Raw genomic sequence first — 20,576 nt, forward strand, 5'->3', positions numbered from 1 at the left:
CCGGCCGGACACGGGCACCTGGCAATCGGCGGATACATCCACGCCCCCTGATTCGTACCCCGTCGGGCATGGGATACGAATCAGGTCGGAATCAGTGATTCGCGGCGAAGGACATGGCCGGGGAGAACTGCGGAATGTCCGCCGGAATCTGCGGCACCGAACGGGCATCGAGCGCCGCGTAGTAGGCAGCCTCGTATCCGGCCCCGAGTTCGTCCACCGAGAACCGCTCCATCACGCGACGTCGGCAGTCGAGCGGATCGATGCGACGCACCTCGGCGATGGCCGCGGGCAGCTCCGACGGGTCGTCACAGATGATTCCGGTGACCCCGTCCTCGACGACCTCCTCGACCGCGCCACCGCGCAGCGCGACAACCGGCGTACCGCAGGCCATCGCCTCGATCATCACGATCCCGAACGGCTCCTCCCACCTGATCGGGAACAGCAGACACCGCGCCGAGGACAGCAGCAGTCGCTTGGCCACCGCATCGGCCTCACCGAATACGCAGTCGCGATCGGTCAGCAGCGGGCGCACCGCGGAATTGAAATACTCCCGCTCGGGCGGTTCGTTCATCTTCGCCGCGAGTACCAGCGGAATATCGGCCGCATGTGCGGCCTGCAGGGCCAGGTCCGGCCCCTTGTAGGGTGCGTATCGGCCCAGGAAGAGGGCGAAATTCTGCTTCTCCAGCCGCAACGGCCATTCGGCGGGCCGCACCGCATTGTGCACTCGGCTCAGCCAATTCAATCCGGGGGCCAGGGACCGCTGCCGATCGCTGATCGCGATCAGCTCCGCGGAGTTGCCCAGCGCCCGGTAGTAATCCTGTGGTTCACCGTCCACCGGACCGTGTACGGTCACCACGGTCGGGATGCCCAGCGAGGAATACATCGGTGCATTCAGTGGCCCGGCGAAGGTATGGTCGTGCACGATGTCGATGCGCTCGGTGCGTGCCAATTCGGTGACGATGCGCCGCACCTTCAGCGCGTGCAGTACCTCGGGAAATGGATCGCCGAGACGTTCCGCGAGAATGTCGTCCCACACCTTGACGAACCGCGCGGTGGTTCCCGATCGTCCCGCTCCCAGGAGTGTGACGTGATGTCCGCGGTCGGTCAATGCGTCCGTGAGCTGCGCAACCACTGCCTCTACGCCGCCGTACCCCGACGGTGGAACTTCGAAATACGGTGGTGCGACCATGACGATATTGAGCGGTGCGACGGACTTTCGGAATCCCACAATGCATGAATCGGCATCGGACGGGATGGAACTCATGGTACTGCCTCCTCAACGTGTGAAGCTGCGACCAATCGGAACTTCAGGTGGACAACGCCTCACCTGAAGCAGGAGCTTGCGCTCCTGTATCGGGGCGTCCATGTCTCACCGGGCGCGATCCCAGGCTGAGACATACCCAGCATTCAGCTAGCTAATCATGTGTCCGAAAATCTTACGGAAGTGCCCGGATTGCACCGATAGAATGCGGCTCTTGCTCGCTGTCGGCAGATAAAGTGCGCATACATAGACCTCTTGTCTGTATACCGCATGACCAGTTCGGAAGGTAGCGCAAAGGCGATTCCACCCCGGCCGCCCCGGACGAAATCGGGGCACCGAGACCGAGGCGAAATCCGTTACGAGACACAACTGGCTCTATAACCGTTTCACATACGGTCACCTGTTATCTTCTCATCCTTCGGCAATCGGACGCAAGGGATCATTCGGTGAACCCGCGCGCGACGGTGCGAATGTCGAGACGATCGCCGCGACCACGAGATTCGCCGCCAGTGCGAACAGTCCGCCGTTGACGCCCCACAGCGGATCCAGGCCCGCCGCGTGCAGGGCGAGCACGATCGCGGTGCCGACCATCAGTCCCGCCGCCGCCCCCGCGGCGGTCAGGCGTCGCCAGTAGAGCCCGAACAACACCGCGGGCAGCAACTGTGCAATGCCTTCGTAGGACAACACCGACAGGTTCACCAGCAGTTTCGGATATCGCAGCGCGCCGCCCAGGGCGATCGCACCGGCGATCAGGCAGATCAGCCGTGACCATTCACGTTGCCGGTCGCCGGATCTGCCCTTTTCGGCGGTCGCGCTCCGCGCCGCCCCGGCCAGGCCGCCACCGAGAATCGTTCTGCCCCAAAGTGTTCCGATCGACACCAGGAATACGCTCATCGGCACGATGGCCGACAGCGCCCCCGCGACGCCGATGATCGCCACCACCGTGGGCGGCAGCGAATCGGTCACCAGGGTGAACAGCGCAAGATCCGGATCGGCCAGCTTCGGCGCGACGAACAGTGCGGCCGCGCCGATGAACATCGGAATCACCAGAAGCAGTTGGTACCAGGGCAGCAGAATCGAATTGCGCCGCAGCGCAGTGGGACCGCCGGCCGAGAGATACCCGGCGACGGTGGTGGGGAAGATACAGATGGTCACGACGTTCAGCACGATCGTCGAGATGAACCAGGCCGTGCCGAAGGTCCCGCCGCCGGCGCCGGGAAAGGTGAGCCACTGCGGATGTTCGGTGACCAGCCGGTCCAGCAGTCGGCCCGGACCGTGGAAGTAGTGCCACGGCACGTAGATCGCGAGGAACACCACCGACAGCACGGCGAGCGCATCCTTGAGCACGCTCACCCAGGCCGATCCGCGCAGGCCCGAGGCCAGGATGAACGCCTCGGCCACCACGAACGACACGACGGCGGCCACCTTCAGGTCGATGGCCCCGTAGGACATCGCGTGCACCACCACGCCCATCCCCTGAATCTGCAACTGCACGTAGGGAATCAGGAAGATCGTGCAGATCACCGCGACAACGACGCCCAGCGCCCGTGATCCGAACCGGAATTCGGCGATATCGGCGATCGACATCAGCCCGTGCCGGGCGCAGTAGGTCCACAGCAGCGGCGCGACGAAGTAGGCGGCGACCAGTCCGGTGCTCAGGTAGGCGATCAGATAGAAGATCGGCACGCCGTACCGGTAGGACCAGCCCGCCGCGCCCAGGAACGAGAAGCTCGTATAGGACTCGCCCGCCATCAGCAGCAGGACGAACAGGGTGCCCAGGCCGCGCCCGGACACCGACCACTCCGACATGGAACGTTCCCGGCCACGTCCGGACAGCACTCCGATCGCGACGGCGACGACCATGGCGACGGCGAACAGGGAGACGGCCACCGCCGCGTGAGCACTCACGACCGCACCTCGCCGACGCTCGGTTCCGCGGGTTCGCTCATGCGTCCTCCGCCGAAGGTTCGGGGTGGTCGTCGACGGGCACGTATTCCGGTGCGCCCGCGCGATGAGCCGGATCGAACCGGGCCACCAGGCCGACCACCGGTCCGGTCAGCACCGTCACGGCGAGCAGGTACACGATGAGGAAGGGGACTCCGGCCACGCGCGGTTCGATCCGGTTGGCCACGAAGGGGGCGAGACAGTAGAGCACGCCCGGCAGCGCGAGCAGCCACAGCATTCTCCCGCGCCTGCGCAGGGGGATGGGTTCGGGCGCGGTCGGGAATTGCGGCATGGTGTCGCCTCTCGGTGCGGTCCGGCGATCGTCTCACTCACCTTGGCCGATGCCGGGGTCGCGCGCCGGGGTCCGGCACGTGTCGGCCGCGGCCGATGTTGCCGCCGAATCCGCCTCCTGGGAGCCCGATCCAGCCCTGAACCCCATGTTTGTATTGCGACATTCCACCGAAAACCCCTCCCTCATAATGGCGTGGCGCCGGTTTTGCCGGACCGACGCCGGATAGTGTTGCGTCACGACCGAATTGCCGGATATGGGCTATTTGTCCCGATAGCTGGTGAGTCGCTGGAGAGCCGTTCCGATGCGTTTTCGAGACATATCAAGATCATCTGTGTGAAGATCAAAATTGTTGCTACGCAACGTCGTTGAGTATGTGTAAGCTGACGGACAATCATGACCCACTACGAGGTGGGACGACCGGCGAGGCGGTGTCACAGTGAATGTCGACAGACTCCGGATACGCCGCGCGGCCTATGTTGCGACCGCGTTCGGTGTGCTGGCTCTGGTGGTAGCAGGTCCGCTCGACCGGTTGTTGCTGGGTACGTTCATCTGCATCGGACTCGGGCTGGGCTGGCTGAATGCTCAGCTCACCTGGAAGTTCATCACCCACCAGATTCGCTCGGAGACGCCCAGCAAGCAGGGGTTGCTGTTATCATCCGCGGTCCGCCTGTTCGGGCTGACGGCACTGTCGATCCTGGTGGCCTACCTCGCCCGGCCCAACGGCATCGGCGTCTTCTTCGGATTGGCCCTCTTCCAGGTCATCCTGGTTCTTCACACTGTCCTGCCCGAATGGAAAGCGATGCGCCAGCTGTCATGACGATCCACGCCTCGTTGACCGGTATCCCGAGTTCGATCGCCCGGTCCGAACTCCCGCTTGCCGATTCCGGTGCCAAGATCAAAGTCGGCGAACATGCCGTCGCGCACTTCTTCGGTATGGACTTCAACGTCGACACCATCGTCTCGACGTCGGTCGCCGCACTCATCGTGATCGCACTGGCGATCTTCCTGCGCATCAAGCTGACTTCCGGTGTGCCCAACGGGGTTCAGCTGTTCTTCGAGACCATCACCGTGCAGATGCGCGATCAGGTGGAATCGGCGATCGGCCTGCGGGTCGCGCCGTTCGTCCTGCCGCTGGCGGTCACGCTGTTCACCTTCATCCTGCTGTCCAACTGGCTCTCGGTCCTGCCGGTCCAGTACGGCGAGGGTGAGCTGGTGTCGCCGCCCGCCTCGGACGTCAACTTCGTCTATGCCCTGGCGCTGTTCGTGTTCGTCTTCTACCAGGGTGCGGGTATCAAGCGCCGTGGCATCGGCGGCCACTTCAAGGCGCTGTTGAAGGGGCACACCGGATGGGGTCCGATGGTGCTGATCAACGTCATCGAGGAAATTGCCAAGCCACTGTCGCTCTCCCTGCGACTCTTCGGCAATATGTTCGCCGGTGGTGTGATGATCGCGGTGATAACGCTGTTCCCGGTGTGGATCAGCTGGGGCCCGAACGCAATCTGGAAGATGTTCGATCTGTTCGTCGGAGCGATTCAGGCGTTCATTTTCTCGCTGCTGACCGTACTCTACTTCAGCCAGTCGATGGCGCTGGAGCATGAAAACCACTGATCGGCGCCGCCGGTCGGAGTAACTGTTCGAGAACAGGAAGTGAAAATGGCAGATCCAGCAACCGCTCAGATCGTCCAGGGTGCCCTCATCGGTGGTGGCATCATCATGGCCGGTGGCGCGATCGGCGCCGGTATCGGTGACGGCCTGGCGGGTTCCGCGCTGATCAACGGTGTGACCCGGCAGCCCGAGGCCGAGGGCCGGTTGCGCGGTAACTTCTTCCTTACCGTTGGTCTGGTGGAGGCCGCGTACTTCATCAACCTCGCTTTCATGGCGCTGTTCGTATTCGCCACTCCCGGTAAGTAATACGAGATGTCTCCGCGAACCGATGTGGAGGCCGCCGGGAACTTCCTCATTCCCAACGGAACCTTCTTCGCCGAGCTGCTGATCTTCCTGATCGTGCTCGGAGTCATCTGGTTCTTCGTCGTTCCGCCGATCCGCAAGGTCCTGACGGAGCGCGAGGAGCGGGTCGATAAGACCTCGGCGAACAACAAAGAGGCCAAGGAAACGTTCGCCGAGGCACAGGCCAGATATGAGTCCGCGCTCGAGAAGGCACGAGCCGAGGCCGCCGATATCCGCAACGAGGCACGGGCCGAAGGGCGGAACATCCTCGAGCAGTTGCGTGGCGAAGCGCAGCGGGAGGCGGACAACATCGTCGCGGAGTCCGCGGCGCAACTGCGGGCCGAGGCCGACCAGGTCGCCGCGGAGCTGCGTGAGGCGGTCGAGCCGCTGTCGCAGTCCCTGGCCGATCGCGTGGTCGGGCGCGACGAAGGGCACGCCGGTACCAGCTCCGGCCAGCGAAGGGGACGGGCTACTTCATGATCAATACGAGCGGTGTGCTCGCCGAGGGCCCCTATCACATCTCGTTCGACTGGCCCGTCTTCTTCAGCCAGTTGTTCGGCTTCGTGGTGATCATCTTCGTCTTCGTGAAGTGGATCCTGCCCCCGCTGCGACGGATGATGGCCAAGAGCCAGGACGCCATCGCGCGCCAGCTCGAAGAGAGCAGCAAAGCCGCGACCCGGCTCGAAGAGGCCAAGCAGTCCTACGACAACGCTCTGGCCGAGGCGCAGGTCGAACTCGAGCGGATGCGCGGCGACGCCCGCGCCGATGCCGACCACATCATCGCGCAGATGCGCGAGGCGGCGACCGCGGAGGTCGAGCGGGTGCGTAAGCAGGGGCGCGATCAGATCGCCCAGCTGCACCGGCAGCTAGTGCGCGATCTGCAGGCCGAGCTCGTCACCAATATGCTCGATCGCACCGAAGAGCGGGTGCGTCAGCAGGTGGCGACCCTGCAGGCCAAGGCCGACAGCGTCGAGAACTTCCTGGAGGACCTCGAGGTGATGGCCAACGCGCACGCCTCACCGGCGGTCAAGCGCCGCGCGCAGTCCCGCTGGAACTGATCACGGCCGGTCGCCGCAGATCCGGCTGATCCGCACTGCGACAGTCCGATTCGCGGCTGGCCCTGCTCGACACAACAGAATCTCGATACAGCACAACGGGTCCGGAGTTCCGGGCCCGTTGTGCTTTTCGGCCTCGGCATGCCGATCGAGGTTCGAGAAAACTCGTTGCACCCGATAATCGCTGCGCGCTACGGTCTTTTCCATTCCCGCACACCCGCGGGGTCGGCAGCCACCTCGAGGGCTGAGCATTACAACGAAGCACGGGGGGTGCGTCATTTCACCGCAACAGTGGTTGTGGTCCACCAGATCTCGGTGTCCCGCGATCTGATGCATCTGCGCTACCTGGCATTCGCGAGGCAGCGACTCGTTCGTCGCGGTTCGGACCGGGGTTTGTCCGTTGCGGCCCCGACCGCCGGACCGGCGGGAACGTCGACGGTTCCGGGCGACCCCATTTTTCCGAGTATTCCGTCGTAGAAGGACCGATCGATGGCAGACAGCGAATTCGGCGGCCTCACCAAGGCCGCCAAGGCAAACTACATCCGGCTGGAACCGCACGCCGCGGAGGACTGCGCCAAGCTGTGCGGTGAGTTGATCACCGAACTCGACAGCGCGATCAACAACGCCACGCAACTGGCCGCCGTCCAAGGTTTCGGCAACATCGCGAACGCGATCGAGATCGCGCAGCGCTACAACGACCGCGCGACCAATGGTGACTCCTCACTACAGCACGCGCTGACGAAGCACCGCGACGTCGTCTCCGACATGATGGAGACCTTCATCGCTTCCGGCCGTGCGTACCTGACGAACGAAAATGCTTCTGCCGCAGACCTTTCCAAGTACGACTCGACCGTGAACGATTACCGGCCGAAGTCGTAGGATCCCAGCCGTCCATGCCCGAGGAGGTGGCCAATGGGTGACGAGGCCCATATTCCGAACTCGTACCAGCTGAGAGATGATTTCAAGCCGAAAAGCGAGAACGCCGACAAGAATACGATGCTGGGCACCGACAGCTCGGTCGGGACCGAGATCAGCCAGGTCGCATGGGAGACCTATGGCAAGGACCTGGACACTCTTGTGAAGTACCGCGATTCGATCAAATCCGGATCGGTACGAGATATGGCCAAGAATTGGCGCGGCCACGGCAGCTCACTGAATACGCTCGCCAACAAGTTCTCGAACGAAGTGAAATCGAAGATCATCGATTCCTGGGATTCGAACGGCGGTAGCACCGCGTCGACGGCGGTGCAGCGCTACGCCGATCAACTGGCGCAGCTCCCCATCGTCATCAACGCGATCGCGCACAGTCTGGATTTCTCGGCGGAATTCCTCGACATCACGCGAAACAATATTCCCGACGACAAGGGCATGCTGGTCGACGGGAAGACGTCGGTCGTGACCAATTCCGGCACTTACGACACCGCCGAGTCGCGCGCGCAACTGAAGAGTTTGCTCACGCAGCGGGCCAACGACGTCATGAACGAGGTGTTCGTTCCCGGCGGGAAATCCGTGGACGCGGTCATGCCGGTATTCCCGCTCCCGCAACCGGTGACGACCGGGCTCCCGGACCCGACCGGTAACCGCACCGGCACTCCTGGCCCCGGGCCCTCGGTCAGCACCCCGGGGCCCGGTCCGGCGGGCCCGAGTATGCCCTCATTGACGCCGACGAGCTACGCCAAGCAACTGGAACAGCAGCAGAAAGAACAAGAGCAGAACAGAACCAACAGCAACAGCAACAACAGGGGCAGCAGCAACAGACGACGACTCAGCAGGTCGAACAGATGTTGCAGCAGGGGTTGCAAGAGGGAATGCAGACTGCTCAGCAGATCGGACAGCAGTTCACGCAGAAGTCGGCGCAGACCGACGCCCAGAGCCTCGCCGGCAGCCTGGAGGCCCCTGCCGTGGCGGGGCTTACCTCCTCGGCGCTGAACGGGTTGGGCAGTGCGATCGGTGCTGGCGGCGGTTCCGGTGGTGGCGGCAGAAGCTTCGGCGCTCAGTCGTCGCTGTCGGCGAGAGAGTCGGCGACGTCGTCCACATTGTTCCCGCGCGCGACCACGACCTCCGCACTCGGCGAAAACGTCACCGGACAGGTCAAAGCCGGACTCGCCACCAGCAGCAGCGGGATGGGAATGCCGGGCATGAGCCCCATGGGAGCCGCGCAACGCGGCAATCAGAACGCGAAGGAGAAGAAGCGCGCCGAATTCCTGGAGTCGCAGGAGTGGCTCGAACAGGCCGTGGGCGACGCGCCGGTGACATCGAAGCCGGTGGTCGACGGATGAGTGTGCACCGGTTCCGGCTGACGTCGTTGGAGGTCGTGGTGCTCTGGGAGCTGATGTCGAACGACAGGCTGCCGTTTCCGTTGACGCACTGGCCGACCCACCAGTACGAGGACGACTACATCCGCGCGAAAAGGGAGACCGCAGAACGGCTTCTGAGGACTCTGCCGGTCGACGCGCGGCAGTTGTGGGAGGCTGCGGTCGACCCGGACATCGTCATCCGGGCGGCGGGCGAGGCGCCCGACGACGAGACCGACATGTCGGCGGTGACGCGCGTCCTCGGATTGCGTCGCGCGGGCTATGCGGTGGTTCTGGTTCAGCAGCCCGGCGAGAGTATCGAGCGCGGCGGTGATGTCGACGTCTACGAGACCGACGTCGTCGGGCTGGCGAAAGCCGTGATCGAGCAGCTGCCGAAGGTCGGGCGCGGTAATCAGGGCGAAGTCCCGATCCTCCCGCAGCAGCCGGACGCAATGGACCGCGGCTACGGCACCTCGCCGGTGCTCGACACGAACGACTCGGCGCGTCGGCGCTCCGACCGCTGGCGCAATGCGAAGGCGACGTAGCTCGGCGAGCTGAAAGTCGAGCCGGGCAGCAGGGCGCACTGGATCCAAGACCGCCGCGGCTATCTCGTGCGCTGGCGCGACCTCGCCGACGACGGCCGCTACCTGATCGAGCCGGAGCCGGATCCGGTCGCGATTCCGGTGGACGACAACGCATTCGAGGTATTCGTCAACCAACGAGTCGCCGCACTGGTCCGGCGGATCCGGGAGAACCGGCCCGCCGAACCGGACTTCCGAGTCTCCTGAGCGCGCGAGTGCGGGAGTAGCGCGATGTTCGACGAGATGACGCGTGACACACTCGAGTTCCTGCTCGAGACGCAGTTCCACGACAGACGCCTGCCCGGCCTCGGCGCGGTCGTCGAACTGGACGGTCGACGATGGGAGCTGGCACTGGGCGTCTCGGACGTGACCACCGGCGAACCGTTCCGGATCGGCGACCATCGGCACGTCGGATGTATCACGAAATCGTTCGCCGCGACGGCTGTCCTGCAGCAGATCGACAGTGGCCGAATCGGTTTCGACGACGCGCTCGATTCGTTCGTCCCAGGGATCTCGAATGGTGAGCGCATCACGATCAAACAGCTGCTGAACATGACGTCCGGTGTCGCCGACTTCGTCCATTCGCTGGATTGGCTGCCGGCGCGCGACGGCATGTCGTTCTACACCGCCGACGGGGACTGGTCGCAGGAACGCAAGGTCGACGTGATGCGAAGCAGGCCAGCGGCTTTCGAACCCGGGGCCAAGGCCGACTACTGCCACAGCAACTACATTCTGCTCGGCCTCGTGCTCGAGCAGGTGACCGGCAGGCCCGCCGCCGACGTGATCAACGGCGATGTCGTCGCGTCGGTGCCGGGCTTGACCAGCACCGAATTCCCCTCGGTCGCACAGCTTCCCGACCCGCATCCGACGACCTACGCGCTGCTGGCCGACGGCCACACACTGCGCGAACTCGGCGATATGAACCCCAATGCCCTGTGGACGGCCGGTGCGATGACCTCGACGGTCGACGACCTGCTGATCTGGGTGCGTGAGCTCGCCGACAGCACACTGCTACCAGCGGAACTGCAGCGTGAGCGATTGACGCCGATACACCTGGACGGTCGGCGGGCCTTTCATCGGTACGGGCTCGGCGTGCAGCGCCTCGGCGCGCTGGTCGGCCACAACAGCCGGATGCCCGGTTCGTCGTGCGCGGTGTACCGCTATCCCGCCGAGGATGTTTCGGTCGCAGTGGTGACCAACGCATCGGTGGATGTCGACGCCGTCAGCATGGAGATCGCCCTCGCGATCGTGCGGACGCTCTACCCCAGATTCGTCGATCGTTGAGCCCCAACACAGCTCATGCGGACGCCGGATGCAGTGTCAGCACGGTGATCTCGCTGGGCGCGAACAGGCGCAGTTGAGGACCCCAGAAGCCGGTGCCGCGGCTGGTGTAGAGGCGGGTGTGCTCGCCGTGTTCGCTCAATCCGGCGACCACCGGCTGCTCGAGTCGGACCAGGTAGTGGAACGGCCAGATCTGCCCGCCGTGGGTGTGTCCGGAGATCTGCAGGGCGACACCGGCTTTCACCGCATCTGCCACCTGCCTGGGCTGATGGGCGAGCAGGACGACCGGTAGCTGCGGATCGGCGTCGGCGAGGGCGGCGGGCAGATTCGGGCCGTGGCCTTCCAGGCCGGTGCCGGTCGGGTCGTCGATGCCTGCCATCACCAGGCTGTCCTCGCCGCGGGTGATGATCTCGTGCTGGTTGCGCAGCGGCTGCCAGCCCAGTGCGGTCATATGCTCGAGCCAGCCGGGTGCGTCGCCGAAGTACTCGTGGTTGCCGGTGATGTAGAACCGGCCGAATTTCGCCTCGACCTTGCCCAGCGGGTCGACCTGCGGATGCCGCTTCGCCACCGAGCCGTCTGCGAGATCGCCTGCGTGACAAGCGATATCGGGCTGCAACTCGTTGACGATCTCGACCACCCGCTCGGACCAGCGCAGCCGGTTCAGCGCCGCGTAGTGGGTATCGGTGAGCACCACCAGCCGAAGACCGTCCAGACCGGGTCCGAGTCCGTGGATCGGCACGTCGACCTCGCGGACCCGAGGCACCCGCCGCGCCTCGCGAATACTCCACGCCACCAACACCGCCGACACCGCCAGCACGCCGACCGCGACGATCCGCGAACGCGCCGGATCGTGCACCCCCGCCAGGGCGAGCACCAGCCCGGCGACATTCCCGATCACCGACCAGGTGAAGAAGACCCACATCACCCCGAGCAACGTGTCGCCCACGATCGACCCGGCATCGGACTGCGCGGGCCCGTGCCCGAAGAACATCCCCGCGGGCAGGCTGAGGTAGCCGAGCAGGAAGACCGCCGTGCCGACCCAGAACGCGGGTCCGGTCGTGACCGCCCCGATCACCGTCCACCACGGCAGTGCGAACAGGATGGCGGGAATCGCCAGAAACATGATCAGGCGCGGAATGTATTTCACCAGGGTTGTCCTCGTCCGTGTGAGCGCAGCGCAGGGCACCACACCCGGCCCAACCGACCATACCCTGCACGAACACCCCTTTCCTCGACGGAGATTCCCGAGTCGGATCACCTCCGTCGCCCGTCGCCGACATACCGATCCGCCGACTCGGCCGACGCGCGCGGAATCGCGGGCCGACCGGGCCTACTCGGTTTACCGGTGGCGGGAGTGGTCATAGGGTCGCTCTATGACATCGGATCCTGTTGCCGACCTCGGGCGGGCCTTCGAGGCGGTGGGTGAGTTGATCGCGCGGATCGAACCGCAGCAGTGGGAGGCGCCCACGCCGTGCACCGAATGGACGGTGCGCGACGTGGTGGCCCATCTGGTCGGGTTGAACCTCGTGTTCACGGCGTTGCTGGAGGGTGGTCCGATGCCGGATCGGCAGGCCGATCCTCTGGGGACCGACCCGCTCGCGGCCTATCGGACCTCCGCCGCGGCGGTGACGGCCGCCTTCGGCGCTCCCGGAGTGCTGGACAAGACCTTCTCGGGTCCGCTGGGCGATGCCACCGGCGTGGGGCGGTTGCGGATCCGGATGGCGGATCTGCTCACTCACGGCTGGGATCTGGCCCGTGCCACGGGACTTCGCGCCGATCTGCCGGAGGATCTGGTCGAGGAGTCTCTCGCGTACATCAGGGTGCAGATGGCCGAACATTCCCGCGCCGGGCGTTTCGACGACGAGCAGCCCGTCGCGCAGGATGCTCTCGCCCTCGACAAACTCGCCGCGTTCACCGGTCGCGTGGTCTGAGGTTCTACCGCAAGTCGGGCGCGTCTCGTCGCATGCCGGGTGAAGAACCTGTACCTGTAGATGAGGTTCGCACAGGGGTGGCTTTCTGCGAGGAGTACCGATGCCGACACGGTGGTTTCGCTGGCTCGTTTCGATGATGGGGATTGTTCTCGTGGCCGGGTTCGCCGCGGGGCCTGCGCACGCACGGGACCCGCTGGACCGGTTCTACCAGCAGCGACCGGACTGGCAGCCCTGTCACGACGGCACGCTCGACGCCGCCGGTGCGTCGTGTGCGGGAGTGCTCGTCCCGTTGAACTACAGCCATCCCGACGGGCGGACGCTCACCATCGCGATCTCGCGGATCGCGGCGACCGATCCGGCGCGGCGGCGCGGGGTGCTGCTGTCCAATCCGGGCGGGCCCGGCGGCGCGGGACTGCAGACGATGGTAACCGTGCAGAAGGGGATGACCCCGGATGTGCGGGCGCAATACGACCTGATCGGCATGGACCCGCGCGGTATCGGCCGCTCGGATGCGGTGCACTGCGCGATTCCACTGCCGACGATGCTGTTCTCGTCCGGATTCGACGTGTTCGGCTATGCCCGCGACACCGGACTGGCCGCCGTGCTGGCCGCGTCCTGCCTGGCCGGGGACATCGACAAGCTCCGCAACATCACCACGCGGAACACCGCTCGCGATATGGACGTCATCCGGGCGGCGCTGGGCGTCGAGCAGATCAGCTATTACGGCGCTTCGTACGGCACCTACCTCGGCGCGGTGTACACGCAGATGTTCCCGTCGCGCACCGATCGGATGGTGCTGGACAGTGCGGTGGATCCCGATCGCTACTGGGTCGGGATGTACCAGGACATGGGCCCGATCAACGAGTACGCCCTGGACGACTGGGCGGCGTGGGCCGCCCGGCACGACGACCAGTACCACTTCGGCGCGACCCCGCAGCAGGTGCGCGCATTCGTGGAGGACATGATCCGTCGTGCGGCGGCGCATCCGGTGATCAGCCTCGGCTCCGGATATCTGGTCGACGAGCACACCGTGCCGATCATGCTGCTCGCACTGCTGTCGAACCCCAAGATGAACGCCGGCCTGGCCGATGTCGTGCGGCTGCTGTCCGACGGCGTCGACGGTAAACCGCTGGACGTGTCGAAACTCAAATCCAAGATCAGCGGAGCTGCGCCGGAGGCGGCCGGGATGGCGGCGGTGACGTGCGGTGATCGGGCCGCGCCCCGCAATCCGGCCTGGTACTACCGCAATATCGAGGCCGCTCGGCCGACCCAGCCGGTATTCGGCGCGTTCGCCAACAACATCACCGTCTGCGCCTACTGGCCCGATCCGCTGGAACCCGCGACCCAGGTGCACAATGCGACGCCGGCGCTGATCCTGGCCGTTGTCCACGACACCCGCACCGCCTATCCGGAAGGTGTTGCGCTGCACCGTGATCTGTCGGCCTCGCGCCTGGTGACCCTGGCCGACACCCGAATTCACGGTTCCTTCCGTCCCGGTCTGAGTCCGTGCGTGAACGATTCGGTCAACACCTACCTCGCCACCGGCGCTCTGCCCGCCACCGACGTCACCTGCGAACCCGACCCGGAGTTCTTCCCGAAATAGCCGTCGCGGGCGTCGGACCGTACGATGTGTCGCCGGGGACGGGTTGTGCGGGCATCATGGGTGCCAGGCAGCAGCCGCGCGGATCAGGAACGAATTGGCGTGAGAGACGAGAGCTGGGGGGAAGGTTCGGGGGCGCCGGGCGAGGAGAGTCCGGATCCTGCTGTGCAGCAAGTAGTTTCGGACTTGCAGCCTGGCGATGACTCCTCGGGGGGTGATGAGCAGCAGGTGGCTGTTCCGGGGCGAGTGGCATCCGAGTCGGGTGCGGAGGCGTCACCCGGGGCGAATGGGCAGTACGGGGCCGCCGGGTGGCAGGTCAGTTATGCGCTGGCGGGTGTGCGGCAGTCGGGGGAGCACGTGGATGCCGACCGAGCTTCGGAGTCCGAGAAGGTTGCGCCGCAGTCCGATTCGAGGATGCGGTGGTTGCGCGGGAAACGTGTCGGCGTCCTCGTCGTGGCCGGGGTGGCGTTGCTTGTGGCGGTCGCCGCGGGTGTGACGGTGCTGAACAGGTTGCCGCATCAGGCAACGGCCGCGCAGCGGAGCGTGCCGCCCTCGCGGACCGGGGCGACGCTCGGCCCGGACGCCACGACCACCGATGCGATGGTCCAGGGATATCAGGGGGTTGCGGTGCCGGCCTTCGGGATCGGTTACGACGTGCCCACCGGGTGGATCATCGAACCGGCGAGCACCACATGGACGATCGGCGGATTCACCGGGCACGGCCAGGCCGATGAGGGTGCGCACTACTGCCCGGGATCCGGATTCCGGGCGGTCGCCACCCTCACCGATTCGGGGCAGGGAGATCCGGCCCAGGCGGCGACGGCGGTCGGCACCACCGCGGCACAGACCAGTTACGGCGGTTCGGGCGGCGGTGCCGCAGCGCCGGCCGTCGAGCTGACCACCCGCAGCGGGATCACCGGACAGTACGTGGAGACCTCCGGTGCCTGGACGCCCAGCCGATCGGGTTGCAGCACAACGACATTCTCGGTGTACACCTTCGCCTTCCGCGCCCCGTCGGGTTCGGTGCTGGTCTTGGCCGTCCTCGCGGACCGTGGCACGGCGGGAGAGCTGACGCCCGCCCAGGCGCGCGAAATCCTCACCAGCGTGCGCGAACTGCGCTGATCGGGATTACAGACCCAGCCCGCGGGCCAGGACGGGCCAGGACTGCTTCAACGCGTCCTGCCAGTAGCCCCAGGAATGCGTGCCGGTGGCGGTGTAGTCGACCGTGACCGGGATGCCGAGCTGGTTCAGGCGATTCTGCAGGTTGTGCGTGCAGGCATTGGTGCCCGCCTCGAGCAGGCCGCCCACCAGCAGCTGATTCGCCAGCGATACCGGACCCGGATGCAACAGGAACGGGCTGTTCGGGGTGTCGTACGGGCCCGGGATACCGCTGCCCGAGGACAGGAACAGGTTGATCCCGCGCAATCGGTCGGCATGGACGAACGGATCGTTCACCGCCCACAGCGGACTAGAATCCGCACCCCACATATTGGTGGGATTGCCGTCGCCCCACACCGATATCGCCGTCTTCACCACTTCCCGTCCCAGCGGGTCACTGGTCTGCGCACACCCGCTGTAGGAGGCGACGCTGCGGTACAGACCGGGTTGGGCGATGGCCAGGGCCAGCACCGAGGTGCCCGCCATGGACAGACCCGCGATCGCGTGGACGCCGTCGGTGCCCAGGGACGCATCGATCAGCGGTGGCAGCTCCCGGGTGAAGAAGGTCTTCCATTTGTTGCGGCCCAGTACCGGATCGTCCTTCAGCCAATCCGTGTAATAACTCCACGCGCCGCCGATCGGCTCGATGATGTTGGCGTTCTTGTCGGCGAGATAGGGCAGCGCGTCGGTATTGCGCTGCCAGGTCGCCGCATCCTCGCCGCCGCCCGCGCCGTTGAGCAGATACAGCACGGGCCGGGGGAGCGAGGTGTCGCGTGGGCGCTGCACCTCGACGGTGATGTCCTGATTCATCGCGGCCGAATGCACGCGCAGGGTCAGGTGGCGAGCGTCGCGGAGGTAGTACGCGCTGATCTTCGACCCGTCGGCCGTGGTGGGGGAGGCCAGCAGATGTTTGGAAGCGATGATCGGATCGGCGGAACCGACTCCCGCACCCGTGGTGACCGACAGTGCGGTCAGGGCAACGGTGGCAGCGGCCGCCGCGGCGGTACGGATCCTCGATCGGCGACGCAATGTGAAACCCCTGGGTGCTCTGCGTGATTCGGGTGGCACCGTAGAAGATAGCGCGAAAACGACTGAGCCCCGGCGAAAGTCGCCGGGGCTCAGTTGCGTTGAACTCGGATCAGAACAGACCCGCGAGCGAGGAGTCGCGAGACTGCAGGTCGGAGTTACCGGTGTGCACGAGCTGAGCCGCACCCTGCAGGGTGGTGTTCAGCTGCATGATGTTCTGGTTCCACTGGGACTGCAGCTGCGAGAACGCATCGTTCGCATCACCCTGCCAGTGGTTGGTGACGAAGTCGGTGACCTGCTTGTGGAAATCTTCCAGGTCGGACATCAGGTTGCGGGCGCGGCTGATGAACGCGTCGGCACCTGCGGCGACATCGCCGAAGTTGGCGGAAATTCGCGAGGGATCGTTGGCGGCCATGAAATGCTCCTTTGAACGTGGGGATCTTCGAAGCCCGAACGTGAGTGACCGGGCAGGATCAGATGGCGGGCAGATCCAGGCTGGAGTTCTGCTTGGAGATCTGCTGCTGGAAGTCCTCGTCCTGCTTGGAGTAGTTGTCCGCGGCCTTCATCAGGCTGTCGACCGTGGTGGACAGCTTGTTGTTCATCGCCTGCGCCTGCTCGTAGTAGCGCTCCATGAACTGATCGAAGGCGGAACGAGCCTGACCGCTCCAGCTGGCGGTGGTCTGTTCCTGATCCGCCTTGGTGGACTGGATGTGGGTGATCAGCTTCTGATGCTGGTCCTCCATGTTCTTGGAGAACGTGTTCATCTGATCGACATTGGCTTCGAGCTTGCCAGCCACAGTGTGCTCCTCTCGGGTCAACGATCGGCGACAGGTCGTCTGCCGTGATCGGTATATCTGGTTGGACGTGTACGACGTCCGTTCGGTTCCATCTACTTTCTGCCCAAGCCTCGATGAAGTGCACCCCCCAGGGCGATGAAGCCGACCTGGTGTGCTCACGTCGCGCCGTGGATATCATCCCGCCCGTGCTGTCGGAGCAACCGGCTCTGGTACCAGGGGCAGTCGAGACCGCCGCGGCCTCGAATCCGGACCCTCCTTCCCCTCAACCTCCCTCGATGGAGTCCGGCCGGTACGACCGGAAGTGCGAATCCCGCCGCATCGGAGGGACTCTAACGCTTGCAGTCGTTCGGACGCGGCATGTGCTGATTCGTTTCCCGGCTCGTCCGTAATGGAGTCCGGCCGGAACGGCCGAAAGTACGGCTCCGCGCGAAGGAATCGGCCGCTCGATACACCCCTGCGGCGCGCATCGCGCGTTGTGACAGCGTATGTTCTCCTTCCCCCGAGGTGCCGCTGTACCCACGTGATGGGCGTGACTGCCGCTTTACCCTACCAATCGCGCGGCGCGGGAGCCACAGGAGTTTGTCCGCTCGCACCCGATCGCCGTTCGTGGGACGGCCGACGGTGACGTCGTAGGGTAGCGTTCGGCACGTCGTCACGGGAGAGTTGGTCGGGTAACTGAAGTGTCCACGATGCGTTTTCACGTCGTCAATCTGCCGCATACACAGACCACTCGGTCGTATTCGCCCTGTGCCTACACCCAGAAGGTGCGCCGATTCTGCGACATGATGTCCGCACTCGGGCACGAGGTGTTCCTGTACGCCTCGCAGGAGAACGAGGCGGCCTGCACCGAACTGATCACCATCGTGACCAAGGACGAGCAGCGAGAATGGTTCGGCAACAACGATTTCTTCGAAGGCCCGATCAACATCACGTGGGGTAAGAACGACAAACACTGGGTCATCACCAATGGCAGGGCCGTCGCGGAGATCGCCCAGCGGGCCGAGCCCCGGGACTTTCTGTGCATCATCGGCGGCACCTGTCAGGAGGCGATCGGCGCCGCGCTGCCGGAGATGATGACGGTGGAATTCGGCATCGGTTACAGCGGTGTGTTCGCGAAATACCGTGTGTTCGAAAGTTATGCGTGGATGCACGCGGTGCACGGCGCGCATACGACGCTGCCCGGAATCATGAGCGATCGCGGGCGATTCTTCGATCAGGTGATCCCCAATTACTTCGACGTGCCGGACTTTCCGTTCTCCGCGGAGAAGGACGACTACTACCTGTTCATCGGGCGGCTGATCGAGGCCAAGGGGTATCAGATCGCCGTGGACACCTGCCGCACCCTCGAGCGCAGGCTCGTGATCGCCGGCGCCGGAACGCCGCCGGAGTTCGGCGAGTACGTCGGCGTCGTGGACCCCGCGCGGCGCGGTGAGCTGATGAGCCGCGCCCGAGCGGTTTTCGTGCCCTCGCTGTATCTGGAGCCGTTCGGCGGAGTGCACGTGGAGGCGATGCTGTGCGGAACTCCGGTCATCACCACCGACTGGGGAGCGTTCAGCGAGACCGTGCAACAGGGCGTCACCGGATTCCGGTGCCGTTCGCTACGCCAGTTCTGCGACGCCGCGGACGCGGTCGACGAACTGGACTATCAGGCGATCCGTGATTACGCCGTCGGCCGATTCTCCACCGATGTGGTCGCGGCGCAGTACGAGGACTACTTCCGTCGCCTGGAAACCCTGTGGGACAAGGGTTTCTACACGTTGTGATCGCCGGCGCCGGATCGGCTCACTGAATGTGGTTGTGTAACACCGGAACCAGCTTGTTCAGCTCGGTATTCTCCGAATCGGCTGCCCAGTTCCGCATGGCCGAGACCGCGGTCGGATCGTCCAGCGGAATCACGGTCGCCTTCGATGTGCTGATCTCGTACGGCAGGCCCAGCAGACCTCCGCCTCCGGCGGCCTTGTCGCTGCGTACGGCGATGACGTAGCTGCCGTCGGCGGCATTGAGACTGTCGTAGTCGCTCATCGGTTTCGGGGAGGTGTCGTTGCCCTTCTTGGCGTAGGCGAGGTTGTAGACGAAGCCGAGCCCCTGCAGGAATTCGCTCTGCGGGGTGCCGCCCAGATAGATCGCGACCTTGTTGTCGTCGGTGACGTCCACCATGGTGATGGTCTTCCCGGCGAAGGCCGGATTCTGCTGTTTGGCCTGCGCCACCGATGCCGGTGCGGCCGCGGCGGTGGTCGTCGTGGTGGGGGTGGCCGGTTGGCCGCCCCGGGTCGCCCAGATCCCGATCCCCGCGGCGACGGCCACCACGACCACGCCGACCACCGCCGGGATCAGCCACCGGCGACGACCGGGCGGCTTGGCCAGCAGCACGGACAGATCCGGTTCGCCCGGACCGGAATTCGCCATCCGCGGACCGGTATTGCCCTGCGCGGTATAGGAACCCGAGATATTCGTGCGCGGGTCGGTGGACTGACCGGGCACCTGGATCGGATAGGTCGGCGAGGTGGAGGTGCGCACCGGGTTGTATCCGGGCACCAGGGCGCTGGTGGCCGCCTCGGTGAACTCCCGGCAGGTGTTGAACCGCTCGGCCGGATTCTTCGCCAGCACCCGGGCGAAAACCTGATCGACGGCCTCGGGAAGTCCGGCGTTCAGCGCGGTCGCCCGTGGCGGCGGCTCGTACAGATGGCCCATCATGACCATCGCCGGTTGCATTGCCGGATAAGGGTTCTGGCCGGTCAGCAACTTGTAGAAGGCGCAGCCGAGGCTGTAGATGTCGGCGCGGTGGTCCACCGGATTGCCCTGCAGCTGCTCCGGCGGGGCGTAGGCGATGGTGGCCACGAAACTGCCGGTCTGGGTCAGCTCACCCGGATCCTCGGTGGATTTGGCGACACCGAAATCGGTGAGCAGCACCCGTTCCTCGTCGTCGCCGTCACTGGCGGAGAGCAGGAAATTGGCCGGTTTGACGTCGCGATGCAGCAGCCCGCGGCGGTGTGCGTAGTCCAGACCGCGGCCGACCTCGGCGACGATGCGCAACGCCCGCAGCGGCGTCATGGCGTGTCGGTCGCGGGACAGTTCGGCCGAGGCGTCGGTGCCCTGGACGTACTGCATCGCGATCCAGAGCTGCCCGTCCTCCTCGCCGCGGTTGTACACCGAGACGATATTCGGATGATCCAGTCCCGCAGCCAGATTGGCCTCACGCTCGAATCGTCCGCGGAATTCGGCATTGGCCGACAGTTCGGTGCCGAGCACCTTGATCGCGTCCATTCGCGGCAGGCTCGGATGTCTGCCCAGATATACCGTGCCCATACCGCCCGCACCGAGCACTCGCTCGATCCGATACCCACCGACGATGGTGCCGGGACTCATCGCCATCTGTCACAAACTCCTGGTCGAAAAGTGGTTGGGAGGG

Annotated in this window: 24 protein-coding genes; 15 read left to right on the forward strand and 9 right to left on the reverse strand. The window is 65.2% G+C overall.

Going from position 1 to position 20,576, the window contains the following annotated elements; all coding sequences use genetic code 11:
* Nucleotides 1-91 precede the first annotated feature (91 nt).
* The 3 genes from ON40_RS05610 to ON40_RS05620 all read right to left on the reverse strand — a co-directional run bounded on the left by ON40_RS05610 (nucleotide 92) and on the right by ON40_RS05620 (nucleotide 3,497).
* Nucleotides 92-1,264, reverse strand: a complete 1,173-nt coding sequence (locus ON40_RS05610) for a glycosyltransferase family 4 protein (RefSeq protein ID WP_051192720.1) — start codon at nucleotides 1,262-1,264, stop codon at nucleotides 92-94.
* Nucleotides 1,265-1,672: 408 nt separating this feature from the next.
* A complete protein-coding gene (locus tag ON40_RS05615) occupies nucleotides 1,673-3,169 on the reverse strand; it encodes a sodium:solute symporter family protein (RefSeq protein WP_040819132.1) in 1,497 nt (498 codons plus the stop codon).
* 37 nt (nucleotides 3,170-3,206) lie between these two features.
* Complete coding sequence (locus tag ON40_RS05620) at nucleotides 3,207-3,497, reverse strand: DUF3311 domain-containing protein (protein ID WP_040819134.1); 291 nt, start codon at nucleotides 3,495-3,497, stop codon at nucleotides 3,207-3,209.
* A gap of 436 nt (nucleotides 3,498-3,933) precedes the next feature.
* Between ON40_RS05620 and ON40_RS05625 the strand changes: the two genes are divergently transcribed.
* From ON40_RS05625 to ON40_RS05660, 7 genes are all read left to right on the forward strand, one after another.
* Nucleotides 3,934-4,314, forward strand: coding sequence for a hypothetical protein (locus ON40_RS05625; RefSeq protein WP_040819135.1), 381 nt, complete (start codon nucleotides 3,934-3,936; stop codon nucleotides 4,312-4,314).
* Nucleotides 4,315-4,430: 116 nt separating this feature from the next.
* Nucleotides 4,431-5,105, forward strand: coding sequence for a F0F1 ATP synthase subunit A (gene atpB / locus ON40_RS05630; RefSeq protein WP_245567690.1), 675 nt, complete (start codon nucleotides 4,431-4,433; stop codon nucleotides 5,103-5,105).
* A gap of 45 nt (nucleotides 5,106-5,150) precedes the next feature.
* Nucleotides 5,151-5,408 (forward strand): F0F1 ATP synthase subunit C, encoded by a 258-nt coding sequence (locus ON40_RS05635; protein ID WP_040819136.1) that lies wholly within the window; start codon nucleotides 5,151-5,153, stop codon nucleotides 5,406-5,408.
* Between the two features lie 6 nt (nucleotides 5,409-5,414).
* Nucleotides 5,415-5,924 (forward strand): F0F1 ATP synthase subunit B, encoded by a 510-nt coding sequence (locus ON40_RS05640; RefSeq protein WP_040819139.1) that lies wholly within the window; start codon nucleotides 5,415-5,417, stop codon nucleotides 5,922-5,924.
* Nucleotides 5,921-6,502, forward strand: a complete 582-nt coding sequence (locus ON40_RS05645) for a F0F1 ATP synthase subunit B family protein (RefSeq protein ID WP_051192723.1) — start codon at nucleotides 5,921-5,923, stop codon at nucleotides 6,500-6,502. Before ON40_RS05640 ends, ON40_RS05645 begins: the two co-directional genes overlap by 4 nt.
* Before the next feature lie 486 nt (nucleotides 6,503-6,988).
* Nucleotides 6,989-7,378, forward strand: a complete 390-nt coding sequence (locus ON40_RS05655) for a hypothetical protein (RefSeq protein WP_040819141.1) — start codon at nucleotides 6,989-6,991, stop codon at nucleotides 7,376-7,378.
* A 33-nt stretch (nucleotides 7,379-7,411) separates the two neighbouring features.
* Nucleotides 7,412-8,428, forward strand: coding sequence for a hypothetical protein (locus ON40_RS05660; RefSeq protein WP_040819144.1), 1,017 nt, complete (start codon nucleotides 7,412-7,414; stop codon nucleotides 8,426-8,428).
* Between the two features lie 64 nt (nucleotides 8,429-8,492).
* Here ON40_RS05660 and ON40_RS51685 read toward each other — a convergent pair whose 3' ends face one another.
* Nucleotides 8,493-8,639, reverse strand: coding sequence for a hypothetical protein (locus tag ON40_RS51685; RefSeq protein ID WP_157186203.1), 147 nt, complete (start codon nucleotides 8,637-8,639; stop codon nucleotides 8,493-8,495).
* Here ON40_RS51685 and ON40_RS51690 point away from each other — a divergent pair.
* The 4 genes from ON40_RS51690 to ON40_RS05670 all read left to right on the forward strand — a co-directional run bounded on the left by ON40_RS51690 (nucleotide 8,638) and on the right by ON40_RS05670 (nucleotide 10,658).
* Nucleotides 8,638-8,778 (forward strand): hypothetical protein, encoded by a 141-nt coding sequence (locus tag ON40_RS51690; RefSeq protein WP_157186204.1) that lies wholly within the window; start codon nucleotides 8,638-8,640, stop codon nucleotides 8,776-8,778. The genes ON40_RS51685 and ON40_RS51690 overlap by 2 nt on opposite strands.
* Nucleotides 8,775-9,338: an ESX secretion-associated protein EspG gene (locus ON40_RS05665; protein WP_040819145.1), complete on the forward strand. Its 564-nt coding sequence runs from the start codon at nucleotides 8,775-8,777 to the stop codon at nucleotides 9,336-9,338. Before ON40_RS51690 ends, ON40_RS05665 begins: the two co-directional genes overlap by 4 nt.
* Nucleotides 9,339-9,404: 66 nt before the next feature.
* Complete coding sequence (locus ON40_RS51695; protein ID WP_157186205.1) at nucleotides 9,405-9,581, forward strand: hypothetical protein; 177 nt, start codon at nucleotides 9,405-9,407, stop codon at nucleotides 9,579-9,581.
* 36 nt (nucleotides 9,582-9,617) lie between these two features.
* On the forward strand, nucleotides 9,618-10,658 hold the full coding sequence (locus ON40_RS05670; protein ID WP_157186206.1) for a serine hydrolase domain-containing protein: 1,041 nt from the start codon (nucleotides 9,618-9,620) through the stop codon (nucleotides 10,656-10,658).
* A gap of 13 nt (nucleotides 10,659-10,671) precedes the next feature.
* Here ON40_RS05670 and ON40_RS05675 read toward each other — a convergent pair whose 3' ends face one another.
* Entirely contained in the window at nucleotides 10,672-11,802 is a 1,131-nt protein-coding gene (locus ON40_RS05675; RefSeq protein ID WP_245567679.1) for a metallophosphoesterase, read from the reverse strand.
* A gap of 226 nt (nucleotides 11,803-12,028) precedes the next feature.
* Between ON40_RS05675 and ON40_RS05680 the strand changes: the two genes are divergently transcribed.
* From ON40_RS05680 to ON40_RS05690, 3 genes are all read left to right on the forward strand, one after another.
* Entirely contained in the window at nucleotides 12,029-12,586 is a 558-nt protein-coding gene (locus ON40_RS05680) for a TIGR03086 family metal-binding protein (RefSeq protein ID WP_040819146.1), read from the forward strand.
* Nucleotides 12,587-12,686: 100 nt separating this feature from the next.
* The gene (locus ON40_RS05685; protein WP_040819149.1) at nucleotides 12,687-14,189 is read left to right on the forward strand and encodes an alpha/beta fold hydrolase; all 1,503 of its coding nucleotides are present in this window, start codon (nucleotides 12,687-12,689) and stop codon (nucleotides 14,187-14,189) included.
* A gap of 225 nt (nucleotides 14,190-14,414) precedes the next feature.
* Nucleotides 14,415-15,308, forward strand: a complete 894-nt coding sequence (locus ON40_RS05690) for a DUF8017 domain-containing protein (protein WP_157186207.1) — start codon at nucleotides 14,415-14,417, stop codon at nucleotides 15,306-15,308.
* A gap of 6 nt (nucleotides 15,309-15,314) precedes the next feature.
* Here ON40_RS05690 and ON40_RS05695 read toward each other — a convergent pair whose 3' ends face one another.
* The 3 genes from ON40_RS05695 to ON40_RS05705 all read right to left on the reverse strand — a co-directional run bounded on the left by ON40_RS05695 (nucleotide 15,315) and on the right by ON40_RS05705 (nucleotide 17,167).
* On the reverse strand, nucleotides 15,315-16,373 hold the full coding sequence (locus ON40_RS05695; protein WP_373281849.1) for an alpha/beta hydrolase: 1,059 nt from the start codon (nucleotides 16,371-16,373) through the stop codon (nucleotides 15,315-15,317).
* 109 nt (nucleotides 16,374-16,482) lie between these two features.
* Entirely contained in the window at nucleotides 16,483-16,785 is a 303-nt protein-coding gene (locus tag ON40_RS05700; protein ID WP_040819152.1) for a WXG100 family type VII secretion target, read from the reverse strand.
* Between the two features lie 58 nt (nucleotides 16,786-16,843).
* A complete protein-coding gene (locus tag ON40_RS05705; RefSeq protein WP_040819153.1) occupies nucleotides 16,844-17,167 on the reverse strand; it encodes a WXG100 family type VII secretion target in 324 nt (107 codons plus the stop codon).
* 689 nt (nucleotides 17,168-17,856) lie between these two features.
* Between ON40_RS05705 and ON40_RS47915 the strand changes: the two genes are divergently transcribed.
* Complete coding sequence (locus ON40_RS47915; protein WP_157186208.1) at nucleotides 17,857-18,930, forward strand: glycosyltransferase; 1,074 nt, start codon at nucleotides 17,857-17,859, stop codon at nucleotides 18,928-18,930.
* A gap of 19 nt (nucleotides 18,931-18,949) precedes the next feature.
* Here ON40_RS47915 and ON40_RS05715 read toward each other — a convergent pair whose 3' ends face one another.
* On the reverse strand, nucleotides 18,950-20,539 hold the full coding sequence (locus ON40_RS05715) for a serine/threonine-protein kinase (protein WP_040819154.1): 1,590 nt from the start codon (nucleotides 20,537-20,539) through the stop codon (nucleotides 18,950-18,952).
* Between the last annotated feature and the right edge of the window lie 37 nt (nucleotides 20,540-20,576).

The organism is Nocardia jiangxiensis NBRC 101359 (assembly GCF_000308615.1).
Lineage (GTDB): Bacteria > Actinomycetota > Actinomycetes > Mycobacteriales > Mycobacteriaceae > Nocardia > Nocardia jiangxiensis.

Coding starts and splice junctions, on each gene's coding strand:
- ON40_RS51685 (WP_157186203.1), bottom strand. CDS start 8,639: ATGCCCGGCATTCCCATCCCGCTGCTGCTGGTGGCGAGTCCGGCTTTG.
- ON40_RS05645 (WP_051192723.1), top strand. CDS start 5,921: ATGATCAATACGAGCGGTGTGCTCGCCGAGGGCCCCTATCACATCTCG.
- ON40_RS05680 (WP_040819146.1), top strand. CDS start 12,029: ATGACATCGGATCCTGTTGCCGACCTCGGGCGGGCCTTCGAGGCGGTG.
- ON40_RS05610 (WP_051192720.1), bottom strand. CDS start 1,264: ATGAGTTCCATCCCGTCCGATGCCGATTCATGCATTGTGGGATTCCGA.
- ON40_RS05665 (WP_040819145.1), top strand. CDS start 8,775: ATGAGTGTGCACCGGTTCCGGCTGACGTCGTTGGAGGTCGTGGTGCTC.
- ON40_RS05640 (WP_040819139.1), top strand. CDS start 5,415: ATGTCTCCGCGAACCGATGTGGAGGCCGCCGGGAACTTCCTCATTCCC.
- ON40_RS05620 (WP_040819134.1), bottom strand. CDS start 3,497: ATGCCGCAATTCCCGACCGCGCCCGAACCCATCCCCCTGCGCAGGCGC.
- ON40_RS05655 (WP_040819141.1), top strand. CDS start 6,989: ATGGCAGACAGCGAATTCGGCGGCCTCACCAAGGCCGCCAAGGCAAAC.
- ON40_RS05700 (WP_040819152.1), bottom strand. CDS start 16,785: ATGGCCGCCAACGATCCCTCGCGAATTTCCGCCAACTTCGGCGATGTC.
- ON40_RS05685 (WP_040819149.1), top strand. CDS start 12,687: ATGCCGACACGGTGGTTTCGCTGGCTCGTTTCGATGATGGGGATTGTT.
- ON40_RS05715 (WP_040819154.1), bottom strand. CDS start 20,539: ATGGCGATGAGTCCCGGCACCATCGTCGGTGGGTATCGGATCGAGCGA.
- ON40_RS51690 (WP_157186204.1), top strand. CDS start 8,638: ATGAGCCCCATGGGAGCCGCGCAACGCGGCAATCAGAACGCGAAGGAG.
- ON40_RS47915 (WP_157186208.1), top strand. CDS start 17,857: ATGCGTTTTCACGTCGTCAATCTGCCGCATACACAGACCACTCGGTCG.
- ON40_RS05660 (WP_040819144.1), top strand. CDS start 7,412: ATGGGTGACGAGGCCCATATTCCGAACTCGTACCAGCTGAGAGATGAT.
- ON40_RS05635 (WP_040819136.1), top strand. CDS start 5,151: ATGGCAGATCCAGCAACCGCTCAGATCGTCCAGGGTGCCCTCATCGGT.
- ON40_RS05670 (WP_157186206.1), top strand. CDS start 9,618: ATGACGCGTGACACACTCGAGTTCCTGCTCGAGACGCAGTTCCACGAC.
- atpB (WP_245567690.1), top strand. CDS start 4,431: ATGGACTTCAACGTCGACACCATCGTCTCGACGTCGGTCGCCGCACTC.